Here is a 23,549-nt window from a genome sequence, read left to right as displayed (position 1 = left end):
ATGACCTTAAAAGAATTATTGGTAGGTTTCGGCACTCAGGTACGCAGTATCTGGATGATCGGCCTGCACGCGTTTGCCAAACGCGAAACCCGGATGTACCCGGAAGAGCCGGTATATCTGCCGCCGCGCTACCGTGGCCGTATCGTGCTGACGCGCGATCCGGACGGTTCAGAGCGCTGCGTTGCCTGTAACCTGTGTGCGGTAGCGTGTCCGGTGGGCTGTATCTCTCTGCAGAAAGCAGAGACGGTAGATGGCCGCTGGTATCCTGAGTTCTTCCGCATCAACTTCTCACGCTGCATTTTCTGCGGTCTGTGTGAAGAAGCGTGCCCAACCACGGCGATTCAGCTGACCCCGGACTTCGAACTGGGTGAGTATAAGCGTCAGGACCTGGTGTACGAGAAAGAGGATCTGCTGATTTCCGGTCCGGGCAAATACCCGGAATATAACTTCTACCGGATGGCGGGTATGGCAATCGACGGCAAAGATAAGGGCGAAGCAGAGAACGAAGCTAAGCCTATCGACGTCAAGAGCCTGTTACCGTAAGGAGAGGGCAATGGAATTCGCTTTTTATATCTGTGGCCTTATCGCCATCCTGGCTACGCTGCGAGTGATTACGCACACCAATCCGGTGCATGCGCTGCTGTACTTAATTATCTCGCTGCTGGCTATTTCCGGGGTGTTCTTTGCGCTGGGCGCGCACTTTGCTGGTGCGCTGGAGATCATCGTCTACGCCGGGGCCATCATGGTGCTGTTCGTCTTCGTGGTGATGATGCTGAACCTGGGCGGCTCTGAAATTGAGCAGGAACGTCAGTGGTTAAAACCGCAGGTCTGGATTGGCCCGGCGATCCTGTCGGCCATCATGCTGGTGGTCATTGTTTACGCCATTCTGGGCGTGAATGATCAGGGCATCGACGGCACGCCAATCGGCGCTAAAGAGGTGGGTATTACGCTGTTTGGCCCATACGTCCTGGCGGTTGAACTGGCCTCTATGCTGCTGCTGGCGGGCCTGGTTGTCGCCTTCCACGTTGGCCGCGAAGAGCGTGCTGGTGAGTTGCTGAGCAACCGCACTGACGACCGCGCGAAAAGAAAAACGGAGGAACGCGCATGATCCCCTTAACACATGGACTGATCCTCGCTGCGATTTTATTCGTTCTGGGCTTAACCGGTCTGGTTATCCGCCGCAATCTGCTGTTTATGCTGATCGGTCTGGAAATCATGATTAACGCCTCCGCGCTGGCCTTCGTGGTCGCCGGAAGCTACTGGGGCCAGACCGATGGTCAGGTGATGTACATTCTCGCCATCAGCCTCGCGGCTGCCGAAGCGAGTATTGGCCTGGCGCTGTTACTGCAGCTCCATCGTCGCCGCCAGAACCTGAACATCGATTCAGTAAGTGAGTTGCGTGGATGAACATGCTTGCCTTAACCATTATTTTTCCGCTGATTGGCTTCGTGCTGCTGGCGTTTTCTCGTGGCCGCTGGTCTGAGAATCTGTCCGCCACCGTCGGCATGGGCTCTGTGGGTCTGGCTGCGCTGGTGACAGCGTATGCGGGTATCGACTTCTTTAATAACGGGCGTCAGGCCTTCAGCGTACCGCTGTGGACCTGGATGTCGGTCGGTGATTTCAACATCGGTTTCAACCTGGTGCTGGATGGTCTCTCTCTGACCATGCTCTCCGTGGTAACCGGCGTGGGCTTCCTGATCCACATGTTTGCCTCCTGGTATATGCGCGGTGAAGAGGGTTACTCCCGCTTCTTCGCCTACACCAACCTGTTTATCGCGAGCATGGTTGTTCTGGTGCTGGCCGATAACCTGCTGTTGATGTATCTCGGCTGGGAAGGCGTGGGTCTCTGCTCTTATCTGCTGATCGGCTTCTACTATACCGATCCGAAGAATGGCGCAGCGGCCATGAAAGCGTTTGTCGTGACCCGTGTGGGTGACGTCTTCCTCGCCTTCGCGCTGTTCATTCTCTACAACGAACTGGGCACGCTGAATTTCCGTGAAATGGTGGAACTGGCGCCAGCGCACTTCGCTGCCGGCAATGACATGCTGTGGTGGGCAACGCTGATGCTGCTGGGTGGTGCCGTGGGTAAATCCGCGCAGCTGCCGTTGCAGACATGGCTGGCCGACGCGATGGCAGGTCCAACGCCTGTCTCCGCGCTGATCCACGCCGCAACCATGGTTACCGCTGGGGTCTACCTGATTGCGCGTACGCATGGTCTGTTCCTGATGACGCCGGAAATTCTGCATCTGGTGGGTATCGTTGGTGCGGTAACGCTGGTGCTGGCAGGCTTTGCCGCGCTGGTGCAAACCGACATCAAACGCGTTCTCGCGTACTCCACCATGAGCCAGATTGGTTATATGTTCCTGGCACTGGGTGTTCAGGCATGGGACGCAGCCATTTTCCACCTGATGACGCACGCGTTCTTTAAAGCGCTGCTGTTCCTCTCATCCGGTTCCGTGATTCTGGCCTGCCACCACGAGCAGAACATCTTCAAGATGGGCGGACTGCGTAAGTCCATTCCGCTGGTTTATGTCTGCTTCCTGGTGGGCGGCGCGGCGCTGGCGGCACTGCCGCTGATTACCGCGGGCTTCTTCAGTAAGGACGAAATCCTTGCCGGTGCCATGGCGAATGGTCATATCAATCTGATGGTTGCGGGACTGGTCGGTGCGTTCATGACCTCCCTGTATACCTTCCGTATGATTTTCATCGTATTCCACGGTAAAGAACAAATTCACGCTCACGCAGGGAAGGGGATTACTCATCACCTGCCGCTGATTGTGCTGCTGGTACTCTCCACCTTCGTTGGCGCACTGATTGTGCCACCGCTGCAGGGCGTACTGCCGGACACCACCGAGCTTGAGCACGGTCGCGTTCTGACGCTTGAAATTACCTCGGGTGTGGTCGCTATCGCGGGCATCCTTATCGCAGCATGGCTGTGGCTGGGCAAACGCACGCTGGTGACTGCCGTTGCCAACAGTGCGCCAGGCCGCCTGCTGGGGACCTGGTGGTACAACGCGTGGGGCTTCGACTGGCTGTACGACATGATCTTCGTCAAGCCGTTCCTGGGCATTGCGTGGCTGCTAAAACGCGATCCGCTGAACTCCCTGATGAATATCCCGGCGATCCTTTCCCGCTTTGCAGGTAAAGGCCTGCTGTTCAGCGAGAACGGTTACCTGCGCTGGTATGTGGCGTCCATGAGCATCGGTGCGGTTGTCGTGCTGGCGCTGCTGATGGTGTTGCGTTGATCGTTAAGTGAATTTTATTCGAATTCGTTGAAAATCAGGCCCCTGCTGGGGGCCTTAAAAAGGAATGTAAATCGCCATGTTACTACCCTGGCTAATATTAATTCCCTTCATCGGCGGCTTCCTGTGCTGGCAGACTGAACGCTTTGGCGTGAAGATGCCGCGCTGGATCGCGCTGATCACCATGGGATTGACGCTCGCGCTTGGTCTGCAACTGTGGTTGCAGGGTGGCTACTCTCTGACGCAGTCTGCGGGGATTCCGCAGTGGCAGTCTGAATTTATTCTGCCGTGGATCCCGCGTTTTGGGATAACCATTCACCTGGCTATCGACGGTCTGTCGCTGCTGATGGTGGTGCTGACGGGTCTGCTCGGCGTTCTGGCGGTACTCTGCTCCTGGCGAGAAATTGAAAAATACCAGGGCTTCTTCCACCTGAACCTGATGTGGATCCTGGGCGGCGTTATCGGCGTGTTCCTTGCCATCGACATGTTCCTGTTCTTCTTCTTCTGGGAGATGATGCTGGTGCCGATGTACTTCCTGATCGCGCTGTGGGGCCATAAGGCGTCCGACGGTAAAACGCGTATCACGGCGGCAACCAAGTTCTTCATCTATACCCAGGCGAGCGGTCTGGTGATGTTGATTGCGATTCTGGCGCTGGTGTTTGTTCACCATACGGCGACCGGTATCTGGACCTTCAACTATGAAGACCTGCTGAAGACCCCGATGTCTCACGGTGTGGAATACCTGCTGATGCTGGGCTTCTTCATTGCCTTCGCGGTGAAAATGCCGGTGGTTCCCCTGCACGGCTGGCTGCCAGACGCGCACTCACAGGCGCCAACGGCGGGTTCCGTTGACCTGGCGGGGATCTTGCTGAAAACCGCGGCCTACGGTCTGCTGCGTTTCGCTCTGCCGCTGTTCCCGAATGCGTCCGCTGAGTTCGCGCCAATTGCGATGTGGCTTGGTGTGATCGGTATCTTCTACGGTGCCTGGATGGCCTTCACGCAGTACGACATTAAACGTCTGATTGCGTACACCTCCGTTTCCCACATGGGCTTTGTACTGATTGCCATCTACACCGGCAGCCAGCTGGCTTACCAGGGTGCGGTTATCCAGATGATTGCGCATGGTCTGTCCGCAGCCGGTCTCTTCATCCTGTGTGGTCAGCTGTACGAACGTCTTCACACCCGTGACATGCGTATGATGGGCGGTCTGTGGAGCAAAATTAAATGGCTGCCAGCGCTCTCTATGTTCTTCGCGGTGGCCACGCTGGGTATGCCAGGTACCGGTAACTTCGTCGGCGAATTTATGATTCTGTTCGGCAGCTTCAAAGTGGTGCCGGTCATTACCGTGATCTCCACCTTTGGTCTGGTGTTCGCTTCCGTTTACTCGCTGGCGATGCTGCATCGCGCTTACTTCGGTAAAGCGAAGAGCGAAATTGCTGCAAAAGAACTGCCGGGGATGTCGCTGCGTGAGCTGTTCATCATCCTGCTGCTGGTCGTACTGCTGGTGCTGTTGGGCTTCTTCCCGCAGCCAATTCTGGATACCTCGCACTCCGCGATGGGGAATATCCAGCAGTGGTTTGTTAATTCTGCTTCTACTACAAGGCCGTAATTCGCCATGACAATAACTCCACAACAACTGATCGCGCTGCTACCGCTGCTGATCGTCGGATTGACGGTGGTGGTTGTGATGCTCTCCATTGCGTGGCGACGCAATCACTTCCTGAATGCCACGCTGTCGGTCATCGGTCTGAACGCCGCATTAGTCTCTCTCTGGTTTGTTGGCCAGGGCGGGGCGATGGACGTCACTCCACTGATGCGCGTTGACGGCTATGCCATGCTGTACTCGGGTCTGGTTCTGCTGGCGAGCCTGGCAACCTGTACGTTTGCGTACCCATGGCTGGAAGGCTACAACGACAACAAAGAAGAGTTTTACCTGCTGGTACTGATTGCCGCGCTGGGCGGTATTCTGCTGGCGAATGCGAACCATCTGGCTGCGCTGTTCCTCGGTATTGAGCTTATCTCTCTGCCGCTGTTCGGTCTGATTGGTTACGCCTTCCGTCAGAAACGTTCTCTGGAAGCGAGCATCAAGTACACCATTCTGTCTGCTGCCGCGTCGTCTTTCCTGCTGTTTGGTATTGCGCTGCTGTACGCACAGTCCGGAAACCTCTCTTTCATGGCGCTCGGCAAGAGCCTCGGCGACGGTATGCTGCACGAACCGCTGCTGCTGGCGGGTCTGGGCATGATGATTGTTGGACTTGGCTTTAAGCTTTCTCTGGTTCCGTTCCACCTGTGGACGCCAGACGTCTACCAGGGCGCGCCTGCTCCAGTCTCAACCTTCCTGGCGACGGCGAGCAAAATCGCTATCTTCGGGGTGGTGATGCGTCTGTTCCTGTACGCGCCGGTGGGTGACAGCGAAGCGGTTCGAGTGGTGCTGGGCATCATCGCGTTTGCTTCCATCATCTTCGGTAACCTGATGGCGCTGAGCCAGACCAACATTAAACGTCTGCTGGGCTACTCATCTATCTCCCATCTGGGCTACCTGATGGTGGCACTGATTGCGCTGCAGAGCGGTGAGATGTCGATGGAGACCGTCGGTGTTTATCTGGCCGGTTACCTGTTCAGCAGCCTCGGCGCGTTCGGCGTGGTGAGCCTGATGTCCAGCCCGTACCGTGGTCCGGATGCAGATTCCCTGTTCTCCTACCGTGGTCTGTTCTGGCACCGTCCGATTCTGTCCGCCGTTATGACAGTAATGATGCTCTCTCTGGCGGGTATTCCGATGACGCTGGGCTTTATCGGTAAGTTCTACGTGCTGGCAGTGGGTGTGCAGGCACACCTGTGGTGGCTGACGGCGGGCGTGGTGATCGGCTCTGCAATCGGTCTCTACTACTACCTGCGTGTGGCCGTGAGTCTGTATCTGAGTGCACCTCAGCAGCTGAACCGCGATGCGCCGCGTAACTGGCAATACAGCGCCGGTGGTATCGTGGTACTGATCTCCGCGCTGCTGGTACTGATCTTCGGTATCTATCCACAGCCGCTGATCACCATCGTGCAGCACGCGATGCCGCTGATGTAATCACGTTGCTGTTTGACCGTAGTGAATAAAAAAACCCGCCTCGGCGGGTTTTTTGTTGGCTTGCGCCCTTGCCCTGTCGGGAAGGCGTGAGCCTGCTGAAAGTTAAGCCAGCTGTTTACGGCTAATCAGCGGACCGTCAATCTTCTTCATCGACCGATCCAGGACTTCTTCAATGACTGACGACAGTTCATTGAGCTCAAACTTTGCCACGTAACCGTCGGCTTTCACCTTACGAATATGATCTTCGTTAGCATTGCCGGAGAGGGAAGAGTGGATCACCACCGGAATATCTTTCAACAGCGGGTCGGTTTTGATTTTACGCGTCAGGGTAAAGCCGTCCATCTCCGGCATTTCCAGGTCGGTCAGCACCAGTGCAATCTTATCGGTAATCGGAACACCTTCAGCCTGAGCCTGCGCCGCCAGCACGCTAATTTTCTCCCACGCGTCTTTGCCGGTGATATGCAGCTGCGCCGGGATCTCCATCGCCTGCAGACCTTTTTCCAGCATCGAGCGTGCCACTTTAGAGTCTTCGGCGACAATCGCGACGGCACCGGGCTTGATGTGGAATTTCGTGGTCTTCAGATCCGTGGCATGCAGGTCGTGGTTGGCCGGGGTGATGTCATACAGGATCTGCTCAACGTCGAGCACCATCGCCAGCTCATTGGTATCGGTCTTCTCATCCAGACAAGCGATACTGGTGATGTACCGCCCGCTGACGGCAGTTTCCGCCGCGTGCACCTGCTTCCAGTCAAGACGCATGATGTTCTCAACGGATTCCACCGCAAAAGCCTGCACGCTGCGGGCATATTCCGTGATCAGCAGGATGTTCAGCCCGGTGGTTGGCTTACAGCCCGCCACGGCAGCCAGGTCGATTACCGGGATAACCTGATCGCGAATATTCACCATGCCCATCAGCGGTGATTTCATCCCGGCGGGTTTCGTGAACTCTGGCATCGGCACAATTTCACGCAGCTTAAAGACGTTAATGCCAAACAGCTCGGATTTATTTGCGTTCAGAGAGGTGCCAAGACGGAACAGCAACAGTTCAAAACGGTTCGACAGGGTGAGATTCGCCCTGTCATCAATATCTTTCTGGAAATTATCCATTCTACCCTCGAGAGAAATGCTGACCTTTTAATCGTTATCGGCACTCTGAGAGAAAAATGAAGGACTAAACGCTGACCTTAGCGAAATCTTCGGCCAGCTCACATTCCTGGAACCGTTCACGGCACTCTGCCAGCAGGCGTTCACAGCCCCGGGCGTCGTAGCGCGAGCTGACATGGGTGACGATCAGTTTCCCGACGGCCGCGTCACGCGCAAGCTGCGCCGTCTGGTGCGTAGAGCTATGGCCCCGGCTGTTGGCTTTCTCTTCCATCGCCGCCTCGAGGGTGGCTTCATGCACCATGAGATCCACACCCTGTGCCAGCAGCAACGCCGCCGGGCATGGGGCCGTGTCGCCGAAAATCGCCAGTTTTTTCCCGGGCTGCGGGGCGGCGAGATAATCCTGCCCGTTGATGATGCGCCCGTCTTCCAGCGTCACGGTTTCGCCCTGCTTCAGGCGCTGGAACAGCGGCCCGGGTTTAATCCCGTCGGCCAGTAACGCCGACGCATTGAGCGCGCCGGGTTTATCCTGCTCCTCAATGCGATAACCATAGCACTCTACCGGATGGCTCAGGGGTTGGGCTGTCACCCGATACACACCGTCATCCAGCACCAGACCAGCGGTTATCTCCACCACCTCCAGGGGATAATCTGTCCATGAGCCGCTCAGGCGCAGCGTGGTGTCGACAAATTCCCGGATACCCGCAGGCCCGTAAATCGTCAGCGGGTTGGCATTGCCCGCCATTGAGCGGCTGCACAGCAGACCAGGCAGGCCAAACAGATGGTCGCCATGCAGATGGGTAATGAAAATGTTATCCAGTTTGCCGGGATGATACGGGGTATGTAACAGCTGATGCTGCGTTCCTTCACCGCAGTCAAAAAGCCATAATCCACCCCGCGTCGGGTGCTGCAAATCCAGCAGAATCGCGGTCACATTTCGTGATCGGGTTGGCACTCCAGCGGACGTACCGAGAAAAATCAGTTCCATAACGTAATCAGCCCTTTGCCGAACGGGGAGGGGTTTAGTATAACGTGATGAACCCAGGAAGGAGACTGACATGATCCAGTGGCAAGATTTACACCATAGTGAGCTCACGGTAGCGTCACTTTACGCGCTGCTTAAACTGCGTTGCGAAGTGTTTGTTGTTGAACAAACCTGCCCGTATCAGGATATCGATGGCGATGATCTTATTGGCGAGAATCGCCATATTCTTGGCTGGCGGGACAACGCGCTGGTGGCGTATGCGAGGATTCTGAAAAGCGAAGACGATTTTGAGCCTGTCGTGATTGGTCGCGTGATTATCAGCGGCAACGCGCGTGGTGAAAAACTGGGCTATCAGCTGATGGAAAAAACGCTGGAAGCGTGCCAAAAACAGTGGCCGGACAAGGCGTTATATCTGGGCGCGCAGGCGCACCTGCAACCGTTTTACGGGCATTTGGGGTTTACGCCCGTGACGGACGTGTACGATGAGGACGGTATTCCACACATCGGCATGGCGCGGGAAGCGAAACAGGCGTAATGGCGAGTCGTTGGCTATAGTTAGCGGACTGGTGTACTAACATGGAGAAAAATATGTCATTTCAATCCTGGGATACCCGTATCGATGACGACCTGGCCTTGCTGAGCGAAACGCTGGAAGAGGTGTTACGTTCGTCGGGCGACCCTGCCGATCAGAAATATATTGAGCTGAAAGCCCGTGCCGAAAAAGCACTGGATGATGTTAAAAATCGCGTCAGCCATGCTTCGGACAATTACTACTACCGCGCGAAAAAGGCAGTATACCGTGCCGATGATTACGTCCATGAAAAACCATGGCAAGGCATCGGGGTAGGGGCAGCTGTCGGACTGGTGCTGGGGCTGCTTTTAGCCCGCCGTTAACGTTCCTTATACGGTTAACCACTCCCTATACGTGGGTACTGCTATTTATGGTCAGTACCCCGTATAATATGCGGTTTTAACAGGGAGAGGTTCGCGTGAATTCGATTTCCACCGCGCTGGAGCATCTGCGTAGCCAGCTTACGCAAGCGTTACCCGCTGCACCCGGTTTACATCACTTCGACGTCTCTTTCCCGTTAAACGACGCCTTCGATCCCCTGGCCTGGCTGGGTGTTCAGCATTGCTATCCTCAGTTTTACTGGCAACAGCGTAACGGTGATGAAGAACTTGCTGCGCTTGGTGCCGTCGCACATTTCTCCTCTCTGGCATTTGCCTCACAGTTTTTGCAGGCGCATGATGCGGCCCGCGACACGCGTATCTGCGGCCTGAATGCGTTTAATCCCGAGCAGGGCAGTCTGTTTTTACCGCGTCTGCTGTGGCGACGTACCGCCGGACAGGCCACGTTACGCCTGCAGCTATGGAGCGACAGTTCACTTCACGATGATGCCCGCGCCGCGCTGGATTTTCTCCAGCAGCTCGGTGAGGCGAGACCCATTCGTCCGTTGTCCGTTGAGGTTGTGCAGGAAAAGCATCATCCGGAACAACCCGAATGGCTGCGCCTTATCCGCAAGGCAACCCAGACCATCGCACGCGGTGATTTTGAAAAGGTGGTGCTCGCCCGGGCAACCGACCTGCAGTTTAAGCACTCTGTTAATCCTGTCGCACTGATGGCTGCCAGCCGCGCCCTGAACCTGAACTGCTACCATTTCTGCATGGTGTTCGATGCCAGCAACGCGTTTCTCGGCTCGACCCCCGAGCGCCTGTGGCGTAGACGCGGCAAGCTGCTGCGCACGGAAGCGCTGGCAGGCACCGTCGCCAGCCATACCGATGATAAACAGGCCGAACGGCTGGGCGACTGGCTGATGAACGACGACAAAAATCAGCGTGAAAATATGCTGGTGGTGGAAGATATTTGCCAGCGGCTCCAGCACCATACCCAGACGCTGGAGGTGCTGCCCGCCCAGGTTGTTCGGCTGCGTAAAGTACAGCATCTGCGTCGCTGTATCTGGACCGAGCTCAAACACGCTGACGATGCACAATGCCTGCATGTTCTGCAGCCCACGGCGGCCGTCGCCGGTCTGCCGCGTCAGGCGGCGCGCGACTTTATCCACCATAACGAGCCGTTCGACCGCGAGTGGTACGCCGGTTCTGCCGGGTATTTATCCCCTGAACAAAGCGAGTTCTGCGTGGCGTTGCGTTCTGCCCGTGTTTACGAAGACGCCCTGCGGCTGTACGCCGGGGCGGGAATTGTCAGCGGCTCTGACCCGGAGCAGGAGTGGCAGGAGATAGAAAACAAAGCGGCCGGACTGCGCTCTCTGCTCCTAAGGGATTAAGACTGATTCGCGCAATCCCGATTCATATCAAAATTCCAATTTTTTCTATTATTTATACTGTGTCGCATTCTTGATACCGGACAATCTCATGTCAGTAAGTTCTTTTAACCGACGCTGGGCGGCGGTGATCCTTGAAGCCCTGACTCGCCATGGCGTCAGGCACGTGTGTATTGCACCGGGTTCTCGTTCAACCCCGCTGACGCTGGCGGCCGCTGAAAACCGGGCATTTATTCACCACACTCATTTTGATGAACGCGGGCTTGGCCATCTGGCGCTGGGGCTGGCGAAAGTCAGCAACGAGCCTGTTGCGGTGATTGTGACCTCCGGTACCGCGGTGGCAAACCTCTATCCGGCGCTGATCGAAGCCGGATTAACCGGGGAGAAACTGATCCTGCTGACCGCGGATCGTCCCCCCGAGCTTATCGACTGTGGCGCCAACCAGGCCATTCGTCAGCCGGGCATCTTTGCCTCGCATCCTTCACAGGCAATCGCGTTACCGCGTCCTACTCAGGATATTCCGGCAAGCTGGCTGGTCTCGACAATCGATCATGCCATCGGGACACTGCGCAGCGGGGCGCTGCATATTAACTGTCCGTTTGCCGAACCGCTGTATGGCGAAATGGATGACACCGGTCTTGAATGGCAGCGCACCCTGGGTGAGTGGTGGCAAAGTGAAAAGCCGTGGCTGCGTGCACAACCGCATCCTGAAAGCGCCAGACAACGTGACTGGTTCTTCTGGCGGCAGAAGCGTGGCGTGGTGGTTGCCGGGCGCATGAGCGCCGCGCAAGGCAAGCTGGTTGCGGAATGGGCGCAAACCCTTGGCTGGCCGCTGATTGGCGACGTACTTTCCCAGACCGGTCAGCCGCTGCCGTGTGCCGATCTCTGGCTGGGGAATGCGAAGGCGGTCACCGAGCTTGCGCAGGCGCAGATTATTATCCAGCTCGGCTCAGGCCTGACCGGCAAACGGTTACTGCAGTGGCAGGCTACCTGTGATCCGGAAGAGTACTGGCTGGTGGACTCGCTGGACGGGCGGCTCGACCCGGCGCACCATCGTGGTCGTCGTCTGGTCAGTGAGATTGACGCCTGGCTTGCGCTCCATCCGGCTGAAAAACGCAAGCCCTGGGCCGTTGCGATCCCGGCGCTTTCGGAACAGGCCTGGGCGTTAACCCAGGCGAGCTGCGAAGCGTTCAGTGAGGCCGGGCTGGCACACCGTATTCGTCAGTATCTGCCCGAGCAGGGGCAGCTGTTTGTCGGCAACAGCCTGGTGGTTCGCCTGATAGATGCCTTTTCAAAGCTGCCAGCCGGTTACCCGGTCTACAGTAACCGGGGGGCCAGCGGCATTGACGGGTTGATCTCCACGGCGGCGGGCGTACAGCGTGCCAGCGCGAAGTCTACGCTGGCGATCGTTGGCGATCTCTCCGCGCTGTACGACCTCAATGCCCTGGCGCTGCTGCGTCAGGTTTCGGCACCGTTTGTGCTGATTGTGGTTAACAACAACGGTGGACAGATTTTCTCCCTGCTGCCCACCCCGCAGAGCGAACGTGAGCGTTTCTATCTGATGCCCCAGAACGTGCAGTTTGAACACGCCGCGGCAATGTTCAGCCTGAAATACCATCGCCCGGAAAGCTGGGAGGCGCTTGATGCGGCCCTGAGCAGCGCCTGGCGACAGCCCGGTGCGACGCTGATCGAGCTGGTGGTGAACGATGCTGACGGCGCGCAGAAACTGCAAAGCCTGCTGGCCCAGGTAAGCCACCTGTGATCCTTACGGGCGTGCAGCAGGCTGGAAAGCCAGGTTATCCCTGGCTGGTCTTTTTGCACGGTTTTTCCGGGGATTGCCGCGAGTGGCAGACGGTCGGGGCGGCGCTGAGCGATTACCCGCGGCTGTATCTCGACCTGCCGGGGCACGGTGAATCCGGCAATACTGGCGTGACCGGGTTCGAGGAGATGAGCGATTTGCTGACCCGAACCCTGCTTAGTTACAACATACTGAATTTCTGGCTGGTGGGGTACTCCCTCGGCGGCCGCATTGCGATGTTCCATGCCTGCCAGCAGCCAGAGGGGCTGAAGGGCATTATTGTGGAAGGCGGCCATCCTGGGCTACAGGATGCCAGTGAGCGGAGTGCGCGGCTGGCATCCGATCGCCGCTGGGCGCGGCGCTTTCGTACCGAGGCGCTCGACGTGGTTTTCACCGACTGGTACCGACAACCCGTATTTGCTTCCCTGACGGACGTTCAGCGGCAGGCGCTTATTCGCCTGCGTAGCCAGAACAATGGCGCGACTCTGGCGATGATGCTCGAGGCCACCTCGCTGGCCGTGCAGCCTGATTTGCGTCCGGGACTGAGCGCCTGCAACGTCGCTTTTGATTATTTATATGGTGAACGTGATGAGAAGTTCAAAGCCCTTGCGGCTGAACTGCACGCCGTACGCCATGCGATCCCCCATGCCGGACACAACGCCCACCGGGAAAACCCCGCTGCGGTTGCTGCGAGTCTGGCTCAGATACTGCGTCTTCGAATAAAGGACTCTCTATGATCTATCCTGATGAACACATGCTCTATGCGCCGGTTGAATGGCAAGACTGCTCCGAAGGTTACTCCGACATTCGTTACCACAAATCCGCAGACGGCATTGCCAAAATCACCATCAACCGCCCGCAGGTGCGTAACGCGTTCCGTCCGCTGACCGTCAAAGAGATGATTCAGGCGCTGGCAGACGCGCGCTATGATGACAACATCGGTGTTATCGTCCTGACCGGCGAAGGTGAAAAAGCGTTCTGTGCCGGTGGCGATCAGAAAGTGCGCGGCGATTACGGCGGATACCAGGATGACTCTGGCGTTCACCACCTGAACGTGCTCGATTTCCAGCGCCAGATCCGCACCTGTCCAAAACCGGTGGTGGCGATGGTGGCAGGCTACTCCATCGGCGGCGGCCATGTGCTTCACATGATGTGTGACCTGACCATTGCCGCAGAGAACGCCATCTTTGGCCAGACGGGCCCGAAAGTGGGGTCGTTCGATGGTGGCTGGGGGGCTTCCTACATGGCTCGCATTGTCGGTCAGAAAAAAGCCCGCGAAATCTGGTTCCTGTGCCGTCAGTACACTGCTCAGGAAGCGCTGGATATGGGTCTGGTGAACACCGTGGTGCCAATTGCCGACCTCGAGAAAGAGACCGTGCGCTGGTGTCGTGAAATGCTGCAAAACAGCCCAATGGCGCTGCGCTGCCTGAAAGCGGCCCTGAATGCCGACTGTGACGGTCAGGCAGGTCTGCAGGAGCTGGCAGGTAACGCCACCATGCTGTTCTACATGACCGAAGAAGGGCAGGAAGGTCGCAACGCCTTTAACGAAAAACGCCAGCCTGACTTCAGCAAATATAAACGGAATCCGTAATGCGTCGCGCGCAGGTTTACCGCTGGCAGATACCGATGGACGCGGGCGTGGTGCTGCGTGAACGGCGGTTAAAAACCCGTGATGGCATGCTGGTGCATCTGCAGCAGGGCGAGCAGGAAGGCTGGGGCGAGATTTCGCCGCTGCCGGGCTTTAGCCTTGAATCGCTGGAGGACGCGCAGGCGGTATTGCTGGCGTGGGCCAGTGAGTGGCGTGAGGGCGCGAACCCGGCGTTGCCGGAGGTGCCTTCCGCGGCTTTTGGTATTAGCTGCGCGCTGGCGGAGCTGGACGGTAGCTTGCCTGCAGAGGCTAATTACCGCGCGGCACCGCTCTGTACGGGCGATCCGGATGAACTGTTTGCGCTGCTCGCCGCCATGCCGGGCGAGAAAGTGGCGAAAATCAAAGTCGGTCTCTATGAAGCGGTACGCGATGGGATGGTCGCTAACCTCTTACTGGAAGCATTGCCCGACCTGCATCTGCGTCTGGATGCTAACCGCGCCTGGACGCCGCTGAAGGCGCAGCAGTTCGCGAAGTACGTAAACCCGGCGTACCGCAGTCGCATCGCGTTTCTGGAAGAGCCGTGTAAAACCCGCGACGATTCCCGGGCGTTTGCCCGTGAAACCGGCATTGCCATCGCGTGGGATGAAAGCCTGCGTGAAGACGGCTTTGCGTTTGTCGCCGAACCGGGTGTCCGCGCGGTGGTCATTAAACCGACGTTGACCGGCAGCCTTGCTAAGGTACGCGAGCAGGTCGCGGCGGCCCATGCCGCCGGGCTGACGGCGGTCATCAGCTCTTCGATTGAGTCCAGCCTGGGGCTAACCCAACTGGCGCGCATTGCCGCCTGGTTAACGCCAGACACTGTCCCCGGTCTCGATACGCTGAACCTGATGCAAAATCAGCTTATCCGTCCGTGGCCAGACAGCACGCTGCCGCTCCTTGACGTTGAGGGGCTGGAGCCGTTGCTATGAGTTTTACCGACTGGCCGTGGCGACACTGGTGCGCGCAGTATGCTGATAAACCGGCCCTGAGGCTGAACGATGAGACGCTCAGCTGGCAACAGCTGTGTGCGCGCATCGACAGACTGGCCGCGGGCTTTCAGCTGCAGGGTGTGCAGGAGGGCGACGGCGTACTGCTGCTGGCGCATAATCACCCGCAAACCCTGATGGCGTGGCTGGCATTGCTTCAGTGCGGGGCACGTATTCTTCCCGTTAACCCGCAGCTGCCGCACCCGCTGCTGGACGTGTTGCTCCCGCAGATGACGCTGCGCTTTGCTCTGGTGCTGGACGGCGTCTACGACGGGCTGGTCGCGCTCAGTATGCGCGAGGCGCCGGGCAGGTGTCGCGTGGTGTGGCAACCATCGCGGCTGGCTTCCATGACGCTGACATCCGGTTCAACCGGTTTACCCAAGGCGGCGGTCCATACCTGTGCCGCCCATCTTGCCAGTGCGCGCGGCGTGCTTTCGCTGATGCCCTACGACGATGAAGACGACTGGCTGCTCTCCCTGCCGCTGTTTCATGTCTCCGGGCAGGGGATTTTGTGGCGCTGGCTGCAGGCTGGCGCGCGCTTAACCGTCCGCGAGAAGCAGCCGCTGGCGCAGGCCCTGCAGGGCTGTACGCATGCCTCACTGGTACCGACGCAGCTCTGGCGTCTGCTTAATGCACACCAGCCTGTCGCGCTGAAAGCCGTACTGCTTGGCGGGGCCGCGATCCCCATTGACCTGACTCAGCAGGCGAGTCAGCGGGGGATCCGCACTTTCTGTGGCTACGGTCTGACGGAGTTTGCCTCAACGGTTTGTGCCAAAGAGGCGGACGGTGAACCGGACGTCGGCGCTGCGCTGCCGGGCAGAGAGGTGCGGGTGGTTGACGGTGAAGTGTGGATCAAAGCGCAAAGTATGGCCGCAGGTTACTGGCGGGACGGTGCATTGATTCCGCTGACCAATGCTCAGGGCTGGTTTGCCACCCGCGATCGCGGGGAATGGCATAACGGGCGCCTGACGATCCTTGGCCGAATGGACAACCTCTTTTTCAGCGGGGGCGAAGGGATCCAGCCGGAAAGCCTTGAGCGGGTTATTGCCCGCCATCCGCAGATAAACCAGGCGTTTATCGTCCCACTCGATGACGCCGAGTTCGGTCAGCGTCCGGTGGCGGTGGTGGAGTGTGAACCGGGAACCGATATCACCGGCTTCCCGGCGTGGGTACAGGGTAAACTGGCGCGCTTTGAGCAGCCGGTGCACTGGCTGATGCTGCCGGCAGAGCTCAAAAATGGCGGGATTAAGATCTCCCGCCAGGCATTAAAACAGTGGGTCACCCGTCTGTTGAAAGGATAATCAACCGATATCCGGTGCCGGTTTGCGCTGGCGGCGACGCAGCAGACGCAATACCGGCGGAACCACAATCACCAGAATGGCCATCGCTAACAGCACCTTCGTCACGCTGCTGTCCCACAGAATAGACATATTGCCGTTGCTGATGGACAAGGCGCGGCGCAGGTTCTGCTCCAGCATCTCTCCCAGCACAAAGCCTAAAATCAGCGGTGACATCGGGAAGTGCATCTTACGCAGGATGTAGCCCAGTACGCCAAGCAGCACCATCAGCACCAGATCGAAAGTGGTGCTGTGTACCGCATACACCCCCACCGCAGAGACGGCCGCGATAGCCGGCACCAGGAACCACAGGGGAATTGTCAGCATCCGGGTGAACAGACCAATCAGCGGAATGTTCATGACCAGCAGCATCACGTTGGCGATCAGCAGCGCTGCAATCAGCCCCCAGACAATATCCGGCTGCTCGGTAAACATGGCCGGTCCAGGCGTAATGTTATAGAGCGTCAGCGCGCCCATCATCACCGCCGTGGTGCCCGAGCCCGGCACGCCAAGGGTCAGCATCGGGATAAACGAACCGCAGGCCGAGGCGTTATTCGCAGCCTCTGGGGCCGCTACCCCGCGAATGTCGCCCTTGCCGAAGCTGTCACTGTTGCCGCTGAGCTTTTTCTCGGTCATGTAAGTGATGGCGCTGGCGATGGTGGCCCCGGCCCCCGGCAGAATGCCGACGAAGAAGCCAATCACCGACGAACGCAGCGTCGCGCCGATACACTGTGCGCCCTCTTTGGCACTGAAAAGCATGCGGCCCGTTTTACGCACCAGCGTCTGTCCGCTGCTGGTATGTTCCAGCATCAATAAAATTTCAGAGACCGAGAACAGGCCAATCACGACCACGATAAACTGTACGCCGTCGGAAAGGTGCACGCTGTCAAAGGTAAAGCGATAAACCCCGGTGTTGGCATCCACGCCGACGGTGGCTAACCCTAAGCCAATCAGCGCGGACAAAAACGATTTCAGCGGATTCTGCGCCATCATGCTGCCGAGACAGGCGATGGCAAAGACCATCAGCGCAAAATACTCTGCCGGGCCAAACGCCAGCGACCACTGGGCCAGCGCAGGGGCAAACAGAATGATACCGCCGATGGCAATCAGTGAACCACAAAACGAACTGACCGCGGAGATGGACAGCGCCACGCCACCGCGACCCTGCCGTGCCATCGGATAGCCATCCAGCGCGGTCATAATGGCCGCCGCATCGCCGGGCACGTTCAGCAGGATGGAGGAAATACGCCCGCCATATTCACAGCCGATATACACCGTCGCCAGCAGGATCAGCGCCGATTCCGCAGGCAGATGCAGGGCAAACGCCAGCGGGAGTAAAATGGCAACGCCGTTAATCGGCCCAAGGCCGGGCAGCAGACCCACAATGGTCCCGACAAAGCAGCCGATCAGGGCTATCACCAGGTTTTCCGGGGTCATCGCCACGGCGAACCCCTGCGAGAGATAAATCCAGGTATCCATAGCGTGCTCCGTTAATTAAACCATGCGCCGAGCGGTAAGGTCACATCCAGCAGGCGGTCAAAGGCAAACCACAGCAAGATCCCCATTACCGCGCCGGAAATCCCCGCCGCCGGGAGGGTGGCGTTAAACAGCATGCCGATCACCATCGTCAGGATGGCGGTTGCCACCGGAAAACCGAGCCACTCAAAACCCCAGGCGTACATCAGCAGAACAATGACCATCACCAGCAGACGCTGCAGAATACGGCGCGGTGGCCACTCTACGGTATCCGGATGACGGAGCAGCAGGGCCACCGAGCAGAGCAGCATCAGTCCAACAATGCCCATCGGGAAAGGGCGCGGCCCCACTGGTTCATAGCTGTATTCGCTGTGGATCTGCCAGGCGACGAACATCCCACCGACGCAGAGCAGCAGCCAAATCCCGGCAAAAATACGATCGCTCATACCGCCTCCGGTTATTTGGCAAGGCCAAAGGCTTTCGCCTGTTCGCGATAGTCATTGACCTGTTTTTTGACGTACTCATCCAGCGGCTTGCCGCTCAGGTTGAACTCAAACAGCCCGCGCAGATCGCGCTGCTTTTTAAACGCTTCGGTCTGCTGGAGTTTATTGAAGGTTTCGACCCACCACTGATATTCGGCATCGGTCACTTTTGGCCCGACGAAGAAACCGCGGATAATCGGCCAGACCAGGTCATAACCCTGTTCTTTTGCGGTAGGGACGTTCGCCAGTTGGCCCGGCAGGCGGTTCTCAGAGAAGACCGCCAGCACGCGGATTTTATCGCCGTTCAGGTAGGGCACCATTTCACTGAGATCGCCGGATACCGCCTGAACGTGATTTCCCATCAGCGCCGTCACCGGTTCGCCGCCCCCTTCAAACGCCACGTAGCGCATCTTGTGAGGATCAACCTTCGCCTGCTGTGCCAGCAGGGCGGCTTTCATCCAGTCCTGGCTGCCGATGGAGGCACCGGCGCCAATCACCACGCTGTTCGGATCTTTTTCCATGGCGGTCAGCAGGTCTTTCAGGGATTTCCACGGTGAATCCGCGCGCACGGCAATCATGCCGTAGTCAGTACCGACGGTTGCCAGCCAGCGCACGTCATCCACGCCGTAGCGGCCAAACTTCCCCTGAGACAAGTTCAACAGCGAGCCACCGGAGAAAGCCACCACCGTGCCGGCTTCCGCAGGGCGTTGCGCGACAATCGCGTTGTACGCAACGGCACCCACGCCGCCGGGCATATAGGTCACGCGCATGGGTTTTGCGATAGCGCCGGTCTCCAGCATGCTGACCTGAATGAGTTTGCAGGTGAGATCGAAACCGCCGCCGGGTTTCGCCGGCGCGATGCACTCGGTGCGGGACGGGGCATCCTGCGCCTGAACGACAGAGGCACTTATCATCAATACGCTTGCAGCAAGAGTCGAAAGTAGTTGTTTTTTCATCGTTTATCCTCACGCCGGAGTTCCGGGAGTACGGGTACGGGTCTTTTTTCTGATTATGTGAACCACCTTGTAGCGGTTCCGTTGCGTGATTGTTAAAACAATAACCTTTCATTTCCCTTTCAAAGCGACACCAACTTTACAGGATGTGATATGCGTCTCTTACTGGCGGAAGATAATCGTGAGCTGGCTCACTGGCTGGAGAAAGCGCTGGTGCAGGAGGGCTTTGCCGTGGACTGCGTTTCTGACGGGCGCGCTGCCGACCATCTGCTGCAGGGAGAAAGCTATGCGGTTGCCATTCTGGACATCGGAATGCCCGGCTTTGACGGTCTGGAGGTCGTGCATCGTCTGCGTAAACGCGGTCAGACGCTGCCCGTCCTGTTTCTCACCGCGCGCAGTAACGTGGCGGACCGGGTGAAAGGGCTCAACGCCGGGGCGGATGATTATCTGCCGAAACCGTTTGAGCTGGAGGAGCTTGACGCGCGGCTGCGCGCCCTGTTGCGCAGAAGCGAAGGGCGAACGCAGGAGCGTCAGCGCCTTGGGGAGCTGGAATATGACGACGAAGGCTTTTTCCTGCTGCGCGACGAGCCTCTGTCGCTCACGCCGCGTGAACTGTCGCTGCTGAAGGTGTTGATGCATCGCCGGACCCGGCCCGTTTCCCGACAGCAGCTGTTCGATCAGGTGTTTAGCCTGAATGACGACGTTAGCCCGGAGAGTATCGATCTCTATATTCATCGTCTGCGCAAAAAGCTCAGCGGTAGCGGCGTGAGGGTTACCACCCTTCGCGGACTGGGTTATGTGCTGGAGTGCGGCGATGAGGTGGGTTAAGCCGCAGTCGCTTTACCTGCAACTGCTGCTGTTTCTTGGGCTTCCGTTGTTGTTGCTGTGGGGGTTGTCAGCATTTAACAGCTATGTCAGCGCATTGCAGGCGGCCACGCAGGCTTACGACCGCACGCTGTTATCCTCTGCCCGAACAATATCGGAGCGGCTGGAGGTTCACGACGGCAGGCTGGGCGTGAATGTTCCCTGGGTGGTGCTCGACAGCTTTGAACTCAATATGAACGACCGGCTCTATTATAAAGTGGTCGATCCCGACGGGCGGGTAATCTCGGGTTATGACGATCTGCCCCGGATGCCCCCGGCAACATCCCGCACCACGCTCTATCCGGCGCTGGCCTGGTTTTATCACACCGAATATCGCGGGCAGGCGATCCGTGTCGCGCGTCTGCTGCAGCCCGTCAATGAAGGGAATATCGTCGGCATGGCGGAGATTTATGTTGCGGAGACGCTCCAGTCCCGCCGCTATCTCGCCAGTCAGTTGCTCTTTTCATCATGGGTCTCTCAGGGATTGCTGGTGCTGCTGACCCTGGTGTTGACCGCGTGGTTGTTGCGTCGCGTACTGCGCCCAATGCGCCAGCTCTCTTCGTTGATGGTGCGTCGTGATCCAGGCCTGCTCGCGCCGCTGCCGGAGTTGTTGCCCTGGTCTGAGACCCGGCTGCTGATTGTGGCGTTCAACCGCTATATCGACAGGCTGCGCGGCGTGCTGTCGCGTCAGGAACGTTTCAACGCGGATGCCTCGCATCAGCTCAAAACCCCGCTGGCGGTGCTGAAAACCCAGGTCTCCGTTGCCCTGATGCGTCAGGATCCCGCCCTGTGGCAGGAGAGCCTGCGGGCAATGAATGCGACCCTGGATGACACCATTGTACTGACCGAACGGCTGCTGCAGCTTTCCGCTGTGAAGCGTAAGGAGCAGGGGGAGGGCCAGTTTGCGCCGGTGGATTTGGTTCAGGTGGTGCAAAACTGCTGCTTCTCCCGGCTGGCGCAGGCGCGCAGTAAAGCGATTGACCTGGGCTATGACGGTCGGCAGCAGCCGGTCATGATCGAAGGCGATGACGTGCTGCTGGGGGAGTTGTGCGCCAACCTGCTGGAGAATGCGATCAAATATACCCCTGCAGAAGGGACAGTGACCGTGTTCCTGCGAACAGATCAGGGCGCCGTTGAGCTGAGCGTGGAGGACAGTGGTCCGGGCATCGAAGAGGACCAGATCCAGCAGGCGATGCTGCCTTTCCACCGGCTGGATAACGTCGGAGATGCCGCCGGGTCAGGGATCGGGCTGGCGCTGGCCGCTGATATTGCCCGTCTGCACCGAAGTCCTTTGCAGCTGACGCGCAGCGAAACGCTGGGTGGCCTGAGCGTTAAAATGCGTTTTCTGCTGCTCACGTAAAAAAACACCGGGTATCAAATCGTTACAAACTACTCGCCTGCCGCACGCAGAGTGCTTGATCCCCGGGCGACTCAGGTTAAAATCTCGCGGTTTTGGGACTTCTCTATAAAATTGTGCGGGATCACGACAATGAAAAAAGTGGCATTAGTGGGCTTAGGCCTGATGGTTGTTTCTTCGGCGGCGAACGCCATCAGCTTCAACGGCTCGGCGGGTCAGGATTATACTCACCTCGGCTTTGGCCTTGGGACCGAGACCTCCGGTCTGGCGATGACCGGCGGCTGGACACATAACGATGACGATGGCGATGCGGCAAGCCTCGGCCTGGGTCTGAACATTCCGCTTGGCCCGTTCCTGGCTACCGTGGGCGGTAAGGGGATTTACACTAACCCGAACGACGGTGATGAAGGTTACGCGGCGGCGGTAGGCGGCGGCCTGCAGTGGAAAATTGGCGATAGCTTCGGCCTGTTTGGCGAGTATTACTACTCACCGGATTCGCTCTCCAGCGGTATCGACAGCTATGAAGAAGCCAACGCGGGCGCGCGCTGGACCATCATGCGTCCGATTACGATTGAAGCAGGCTATCGCTATCTGAACCTGGCGGGTAAAGACGGCAACCGCGACAACGCACTGGCTGACGGTCCGTACGTGGGGGTCAGCGCAGGGTTCTAATCACGCCGGCGCGGCATTCTGTCGCGCCAGTTTCTCTCTTCTCCCGACATCCATTTGCGCTATAGTGTTTTGACCATATAAGCGGGAGAACACAATGATTAACGTGGAGATGTTATCCACCGGCGACGAAGTGCTGCATGGACAAATTATTGATACCAATGCTGCCTGGCTTGCCGATCTTTTCTTTGAGCAAGGATTACCGTTAACGCGTCGCAATACGGTGGGCGACAATCTTGAGTCACTGGTGAATGTGCTGCGCGAGCGTAGCGAACACGCCGACGTGTTGATTGTGAACGGCGGGCTCGGTCCCACCAGCGACGATCTCAGCGCCCTGGCCGCCGCGACCGCAAAAGGTGAAGGGCTGGTGTTGCATGAAGAGTGGCTGGCGCAGATGGAGCGTTTCTTCTCCGAACGTGGCCGTGTTATGGCACCCAGCAACCGCAAGCAGGCGGAAATTCCCGCCAGCGCCGAACTGGTCGATAACCCCGTGGGTACCGCGTGTGGGTTTGCCATTACGCTGAACCGCTGCCTGATGTTCTTCACGCCGGGCGTACCGTCAGAATTTAAAGTGATGGTCGAGCAGCAGATCCTGCCGCGCCTTCGCGAACGTTTTACCCTGCCTGAGCCCCCGCTCTGCCTGCGTCTGACCACGTTTGGCCGCTCCGAAAGCGATCTGGCCCAGAGTCTTGATCATCTCTCCCTGCCACCCGGTGTCTCAATGGGCTACCGCTCCTCCATGCCCATCATTGAACTCAAGCTGACAGGGCCGGCCTCAGAGAAGGCGGCGATGTTGGCGCTCTGGCCGGAGGTGCAGCGCGTGGCAGGTGAAAGCCTGATCTTTGAAGGCACCGAGGGGCTGCCGGCGCAGATTGCGTCACATCTGCAGTCTCGGCAGCTGAGCGTGACCTTAAGCGAACAGTTCACCGGCGGCCTGCTGGCGCTACAGCTGTCGCGCGCCAGTGCGCCGCTGTTGGCCAGTGAAGTGGTACCGTTCCAGCAGGAAACGCTGGCGCAGACCGCGCGCTGGGCTTCGGAAAGAAGGGTGAAACATTTTGCTGGCCTGGCGCTGTTTGTGGGGGGGCTGGATGAGGAACATCTCAACTTTGCGCTGGCGACGCCGGAAGGCACGTATGCTTTGCGGGTTAAAATGAGCATTACCCGCCACAGTCTGGCGGTACGTCAGGAGGTCTGCGCCATGATGGCGCTGAACATGCTGCGCCGCTGGCTGAAGGGTAAAGAGGTGGCCAGCGAACACGGCTGGATTAATGTTGTCGAATCGCTGTTTGTTGAGTGATGCCTTTGCCGGGGCGTTTT

23 protein-coding genes are annotated in these 23,549 nt (G+C 58.2%); 18 read left to right on the top strand and 5 right to left on the bottom strand.

Annotation, left to right across the window (positions count from 1 at the left end; translation table 11 throughout):
* The 6 genes from nuoI to nuoN all read left to right on the top strand — a co-directional run bounded on the left by nuoI (position 1) and on the right by nuoN (position 6,315).
* The gene (gene nuoI, locus AC2FAP_RS10600; protein WP_003861491.1) at positions 1–543 is read left to right on the top strand and encodes an NADH-quinone oxidoreductase subunit NuoI; all 543 of its coding nucleotides are present in this window, start codon (positions 1–3) and stop codon (positions 541–543) included.
* 10 nt (positions 544–553) lie between these two features.
* Positions 554–1,108, top strand: a complete 555-nt coding sequence (gene nuoJ / locus AC2FAP_RS10595) for an NADH-quinone oxidoreductase subunit J (RefSeq protein WP_014170993.1) — start codon at positions 554–556, stop codon at positions 1,106–1,108.
* The gene (gene nuoK, locus AC2FAP_RS10590) at positions 1,105–1,407 is read left to right on the top strand and encodes an NADH-quinone oxidoreductase subunit NuoK (protein ID WP_003861496.1); all 303 of its coding nucleotides are present in this window, start codon (positions 1,105–1,107) and stop codon (positions 1,405–1,407) included. Before nuoJ ends, nuoK begins: the two co-directional genes overlap by 4 nt.
* Entirely contained in the window at positions 1,404–3,245 is a 1,842-nt protein-coding gene (gene nuoL, locus AC2FAP_RS10585; RefSeq protein ID WP_014170992.1) for an NADH-quinone oxidoreductase subunit L, read from the top strand. The genes nuoK and nuoL overlap by 4 nt, the downstream gene beginning before the upstream one ends.
* 76 nt (positions 3,246–3,321) lie before the next feature.
* Positions 3,322–4,851: an NADH-quinone oxidoreductase subunit M gene (gene nuoM / locus AC2FAP_RS10580; protein WP_014170991.1), complete on the top strand. Its 1,530-nt coding sequence runs from the start codon at positions 3,322–3,324 to the stop codon at positions 4,849–4,851.
* A 6-nt stretch (positions 4,852–4,857) separates the two neighbouring features.
* Entirely contained in the window at positions 4,858–6,315 is a 1,458-nt protein-coding gene (gene nuoN, locus AC2FAP_RS10575; RefSeq protein WP_014170990.1) for an NADH-quinone oxidoreductase subunit NuoN, read from the top strand.
* Positions 6,316–6,417: 102 nt separating this feature from the next.
* Here the strand turns inward: nuoN and AC2FAP_RS10570 are convergent, their stop codons facing one another.
* Both AC2FAP_RS10570 and rbn read right to left on the bottom strand, forming a co-directional pair.
* Positions 6,418–7,422, bottom strand: coding sequence for a chemotaxis protein (locus tag AC2FAP_RS10570; RefSeq protein WP_014170989.1), 1,005 nt, complete (start codon positions 7,420–7,422; stop codon positions 6,418–6,420).
* Between the two features lie 64 nt (positions 7,423–7,486).
* Positions 7,487–8,404: a ribonuclease BN gene (rbn, locus tag AC2FAP_RS10565; protein WP_449541816.1), complete on the bottom strand. Its 918-nt coding sequence runs from the start codon at positions 8,402–8,404 to the stop codon at positions 7,487–7,489.
* Positions 8,405–8,474: 70 nt separating this feature from the next.
* Between rbn and AC2FAP_RS10560 the strand changes: the two genes are divergently transcribed.
* The 8 genes from AC2FAP_RS10560 to menE all read left to right on the top strand — a co-directional run bounded on the left by AC2FAP_RS10560 (position 8,475) and on the right by menE (position 16,395).
* Positions 8,475–8,936 (top strand): GNAT family N-acetyltransferase, encoded by a 462-nt coding sequence (locus tag AC2FAP_RS10560; RefSeq protein ID WP_104440161.1) that lies wholly within the window; start codon positions 8,475–8,477, stop codon positions 8,934–8,936.
* Between the two features lie 53 nt (positions 8,937–8,989).
* A complete protein-coding gene (elaB, locus tag AC2FAP_RS10555; RefSeq protein WP_020883147.1) occupies positions 8,990–9,295 on the top strand; it encodes a stress response protein ElaB in 306 nt (101 codons plus the stop codon).
* A 95-nt stretch (positions 9,296–9,390) separates the two neighbouring features.
* Complete coding sequence (gene menF / locus AC2FAP_RS10550; RefSeq protein WP_252069892.1) at positions 9,391–10,686, top strand: isochorismate synthase MenF; 1,296 nt, start codon at positions 9,391–9,393, stop codon at positions 10,684–10,686.
* A gap of 88 nt (positions 10,687–10,774) precedes the next feature.
* Positions 10,775–12,445, top strand: coding sequence for a 2-succinyl-5-enolpyruvyl-6-hydroxy-3-cyclohexene-1-carboxylic-acid synthase (gene menD / locus AC2FAP_RS10545; RefSeq protein WP_138614416.1), 1,671 nt, complete (start codon positions 10,775–10,777; stop codon positions 12,443–12,445).
* Positions 12,442–13,218, top strand: coding sequence for a 2-succinyl-6-hydroxy-2,4-cyclohexadiene-1-carboxylate synthase (menH, locus tag AC2FAP_RS10540; protein WP_250369138.1), 777 nt, complete (start codon positions 12,442–12,444; stop codon positions 13,216–13,218). Before menD ends, menH begins: the two co-directional genes overlap by 4 nt.
* Positions 13,215–14,072 (top strand): 1,4-dihydroxy-2-naphthoyl-CoA synthase, encoded by an 858-nt coding sequence (gene menB / locus AC2FAP_RS10535; protein WP_014170982.1) that lies wholly within the window; start codon positions 13,215–13,217, stop codon positions 14,070–14,072. The genes menH and menB overlap by 4 nt, the downstream gene beginning before the upstream one ends.
* Entirely contained in the window at positions 14,072–15,037 is a 966-nt protein-coding gene (gene menC, locus AC2FAP_RS10530) for an o-succinylbenzoate synthase (protein ID WP_149376357.1), read from the top strand. The genes menB and menC overlap by 1 nt, the downstream gene beginning before the upstream one ends.
* Positions 15,034–16,395: an o-succinylbenzoate--CoA ligase gene (gene menE, locus AC2FAP_RS10525; protein ID WP_449541817.1), complete on the top strand. Its 1,362-nt coding sequence runs from the start codon at positions 15,034–15,036 to the stop codon at positions 16,393–16,395. The genes menC and menE overlap by 4 nt, the downstream gene beginning before the upstream one ends.
* Here the strand turns inward: menE and AC2FAP_RS10520 are convergent, their stop codons facing one another.
* From AC2FAP_RS10520 to AC2FAP_RS10510, 3 genes are read right to left on the bottom strand one after another with little or no spacing between them, the layout of a single operon-like run.
* Positions 16,396–17,910, bottom strand: a complete 1,515-nt coding sequence (locus AC2FAP_RS10520) for a tripartite tricarboxylate transporter permease (RefSeq protein WP_014170979.1) — start codon at positions 17,908–17,910, stop codon at positions 16,396–16,398.
* 11 nt (positions 17,911–17,921) lie between these two features.
* A complete protein-coding gene (locus AC2FAP_RS10515) occupies positions 17,922–18,353 on the bottom strand; it encodes a tripartite tricarboxylate transporter TctB family protein (protein ID WP_020883153.1) in 432 nt (143 codons plus the stop codon).
* 11 nt (positions 18,354–18,364) lie between these two features.
* The gene (locus tag AC2FAP_RS10510; RefSeq protein ID WP_014170977.1) at positions 18,365–19,345 is read right to left on the bottom strand and encodes a Bug family tripartite tricarboxylate transporter substrate binding protein; all 981 of its coding nucleotides are present in this window, start codon (positions 19,343–19,345) and stop codon (positions 18,365–18,367) included.
* Between the two features lie 150 nt (positions 19,346–19,495).
* Between AC2FAP_RS10510 and tctD the strand changes: the two genes are divergently transcribed.
* The 4 genes from tctD (at position 19,496) to AC2FAP_RS10490 (ending at position 23,529) form a co-directional block, all read left to right on the top strand.
* Positions 19,496–20,170, top strand: a complete 675-nt coding sequence (gene tctD / locus AC2FAP_RS10505; RefSeq protein ID WP_014170976.1) for a transcriptional regulator TctD — start codon at positions 19,496–19,498, stop codon at positions 20,168–20,170.
* The gene (locus AC2FAP_RS10500; RefSeq protein WP_041162790.1) at positions 20,157–21,566 is read left to right on the top strand and encodes a sensor histidine kinase; all 1,410 of its coding nucleotides are present in this window, start codon (positions 20,157–20,159) and stop codon (positions 21,564–21,566) included. Before tctD ends, AC2FAP_RS10500 begins: the two co-directional genes overlap by 14 nt.
* Before the next feature lie 129 nt (positions 21,567–21,695).
* Complete coding sequence (locus tag AC2FAP_RS10495) at positions 21,696–22,235, top strand: YfaZ family outer membrane protein (RefSeq protein WP_020883156.1); 540 nt, start codon at positions 21,696–21,698, stop codon at positions 22,233–22,235.
* Between the two features lie 94 nt (positions 22,236–22,329).
* Complete coding sequence (locus AC2FAP_RS10490; protein WP_014170973.1) at positions 22,330–23,529, top strand: nicotinamide mononucleotide deamidase-related protein YfaY; 1,200 nt, start codon at positions 22,330–22,332, stop codon at positions 23,527–23,529.
* Positions 23,530–23,549 lie beyond the last annotated feature (20 nt).

It is taken from the genome of Enterobacter cloacae complex sp. 394I7, assembly GCF_057320345.1.
Note: the sequence above shows the minus strand (reverse complement) of the source record. Positions and strands in the feature narration are given on the sequence as shown.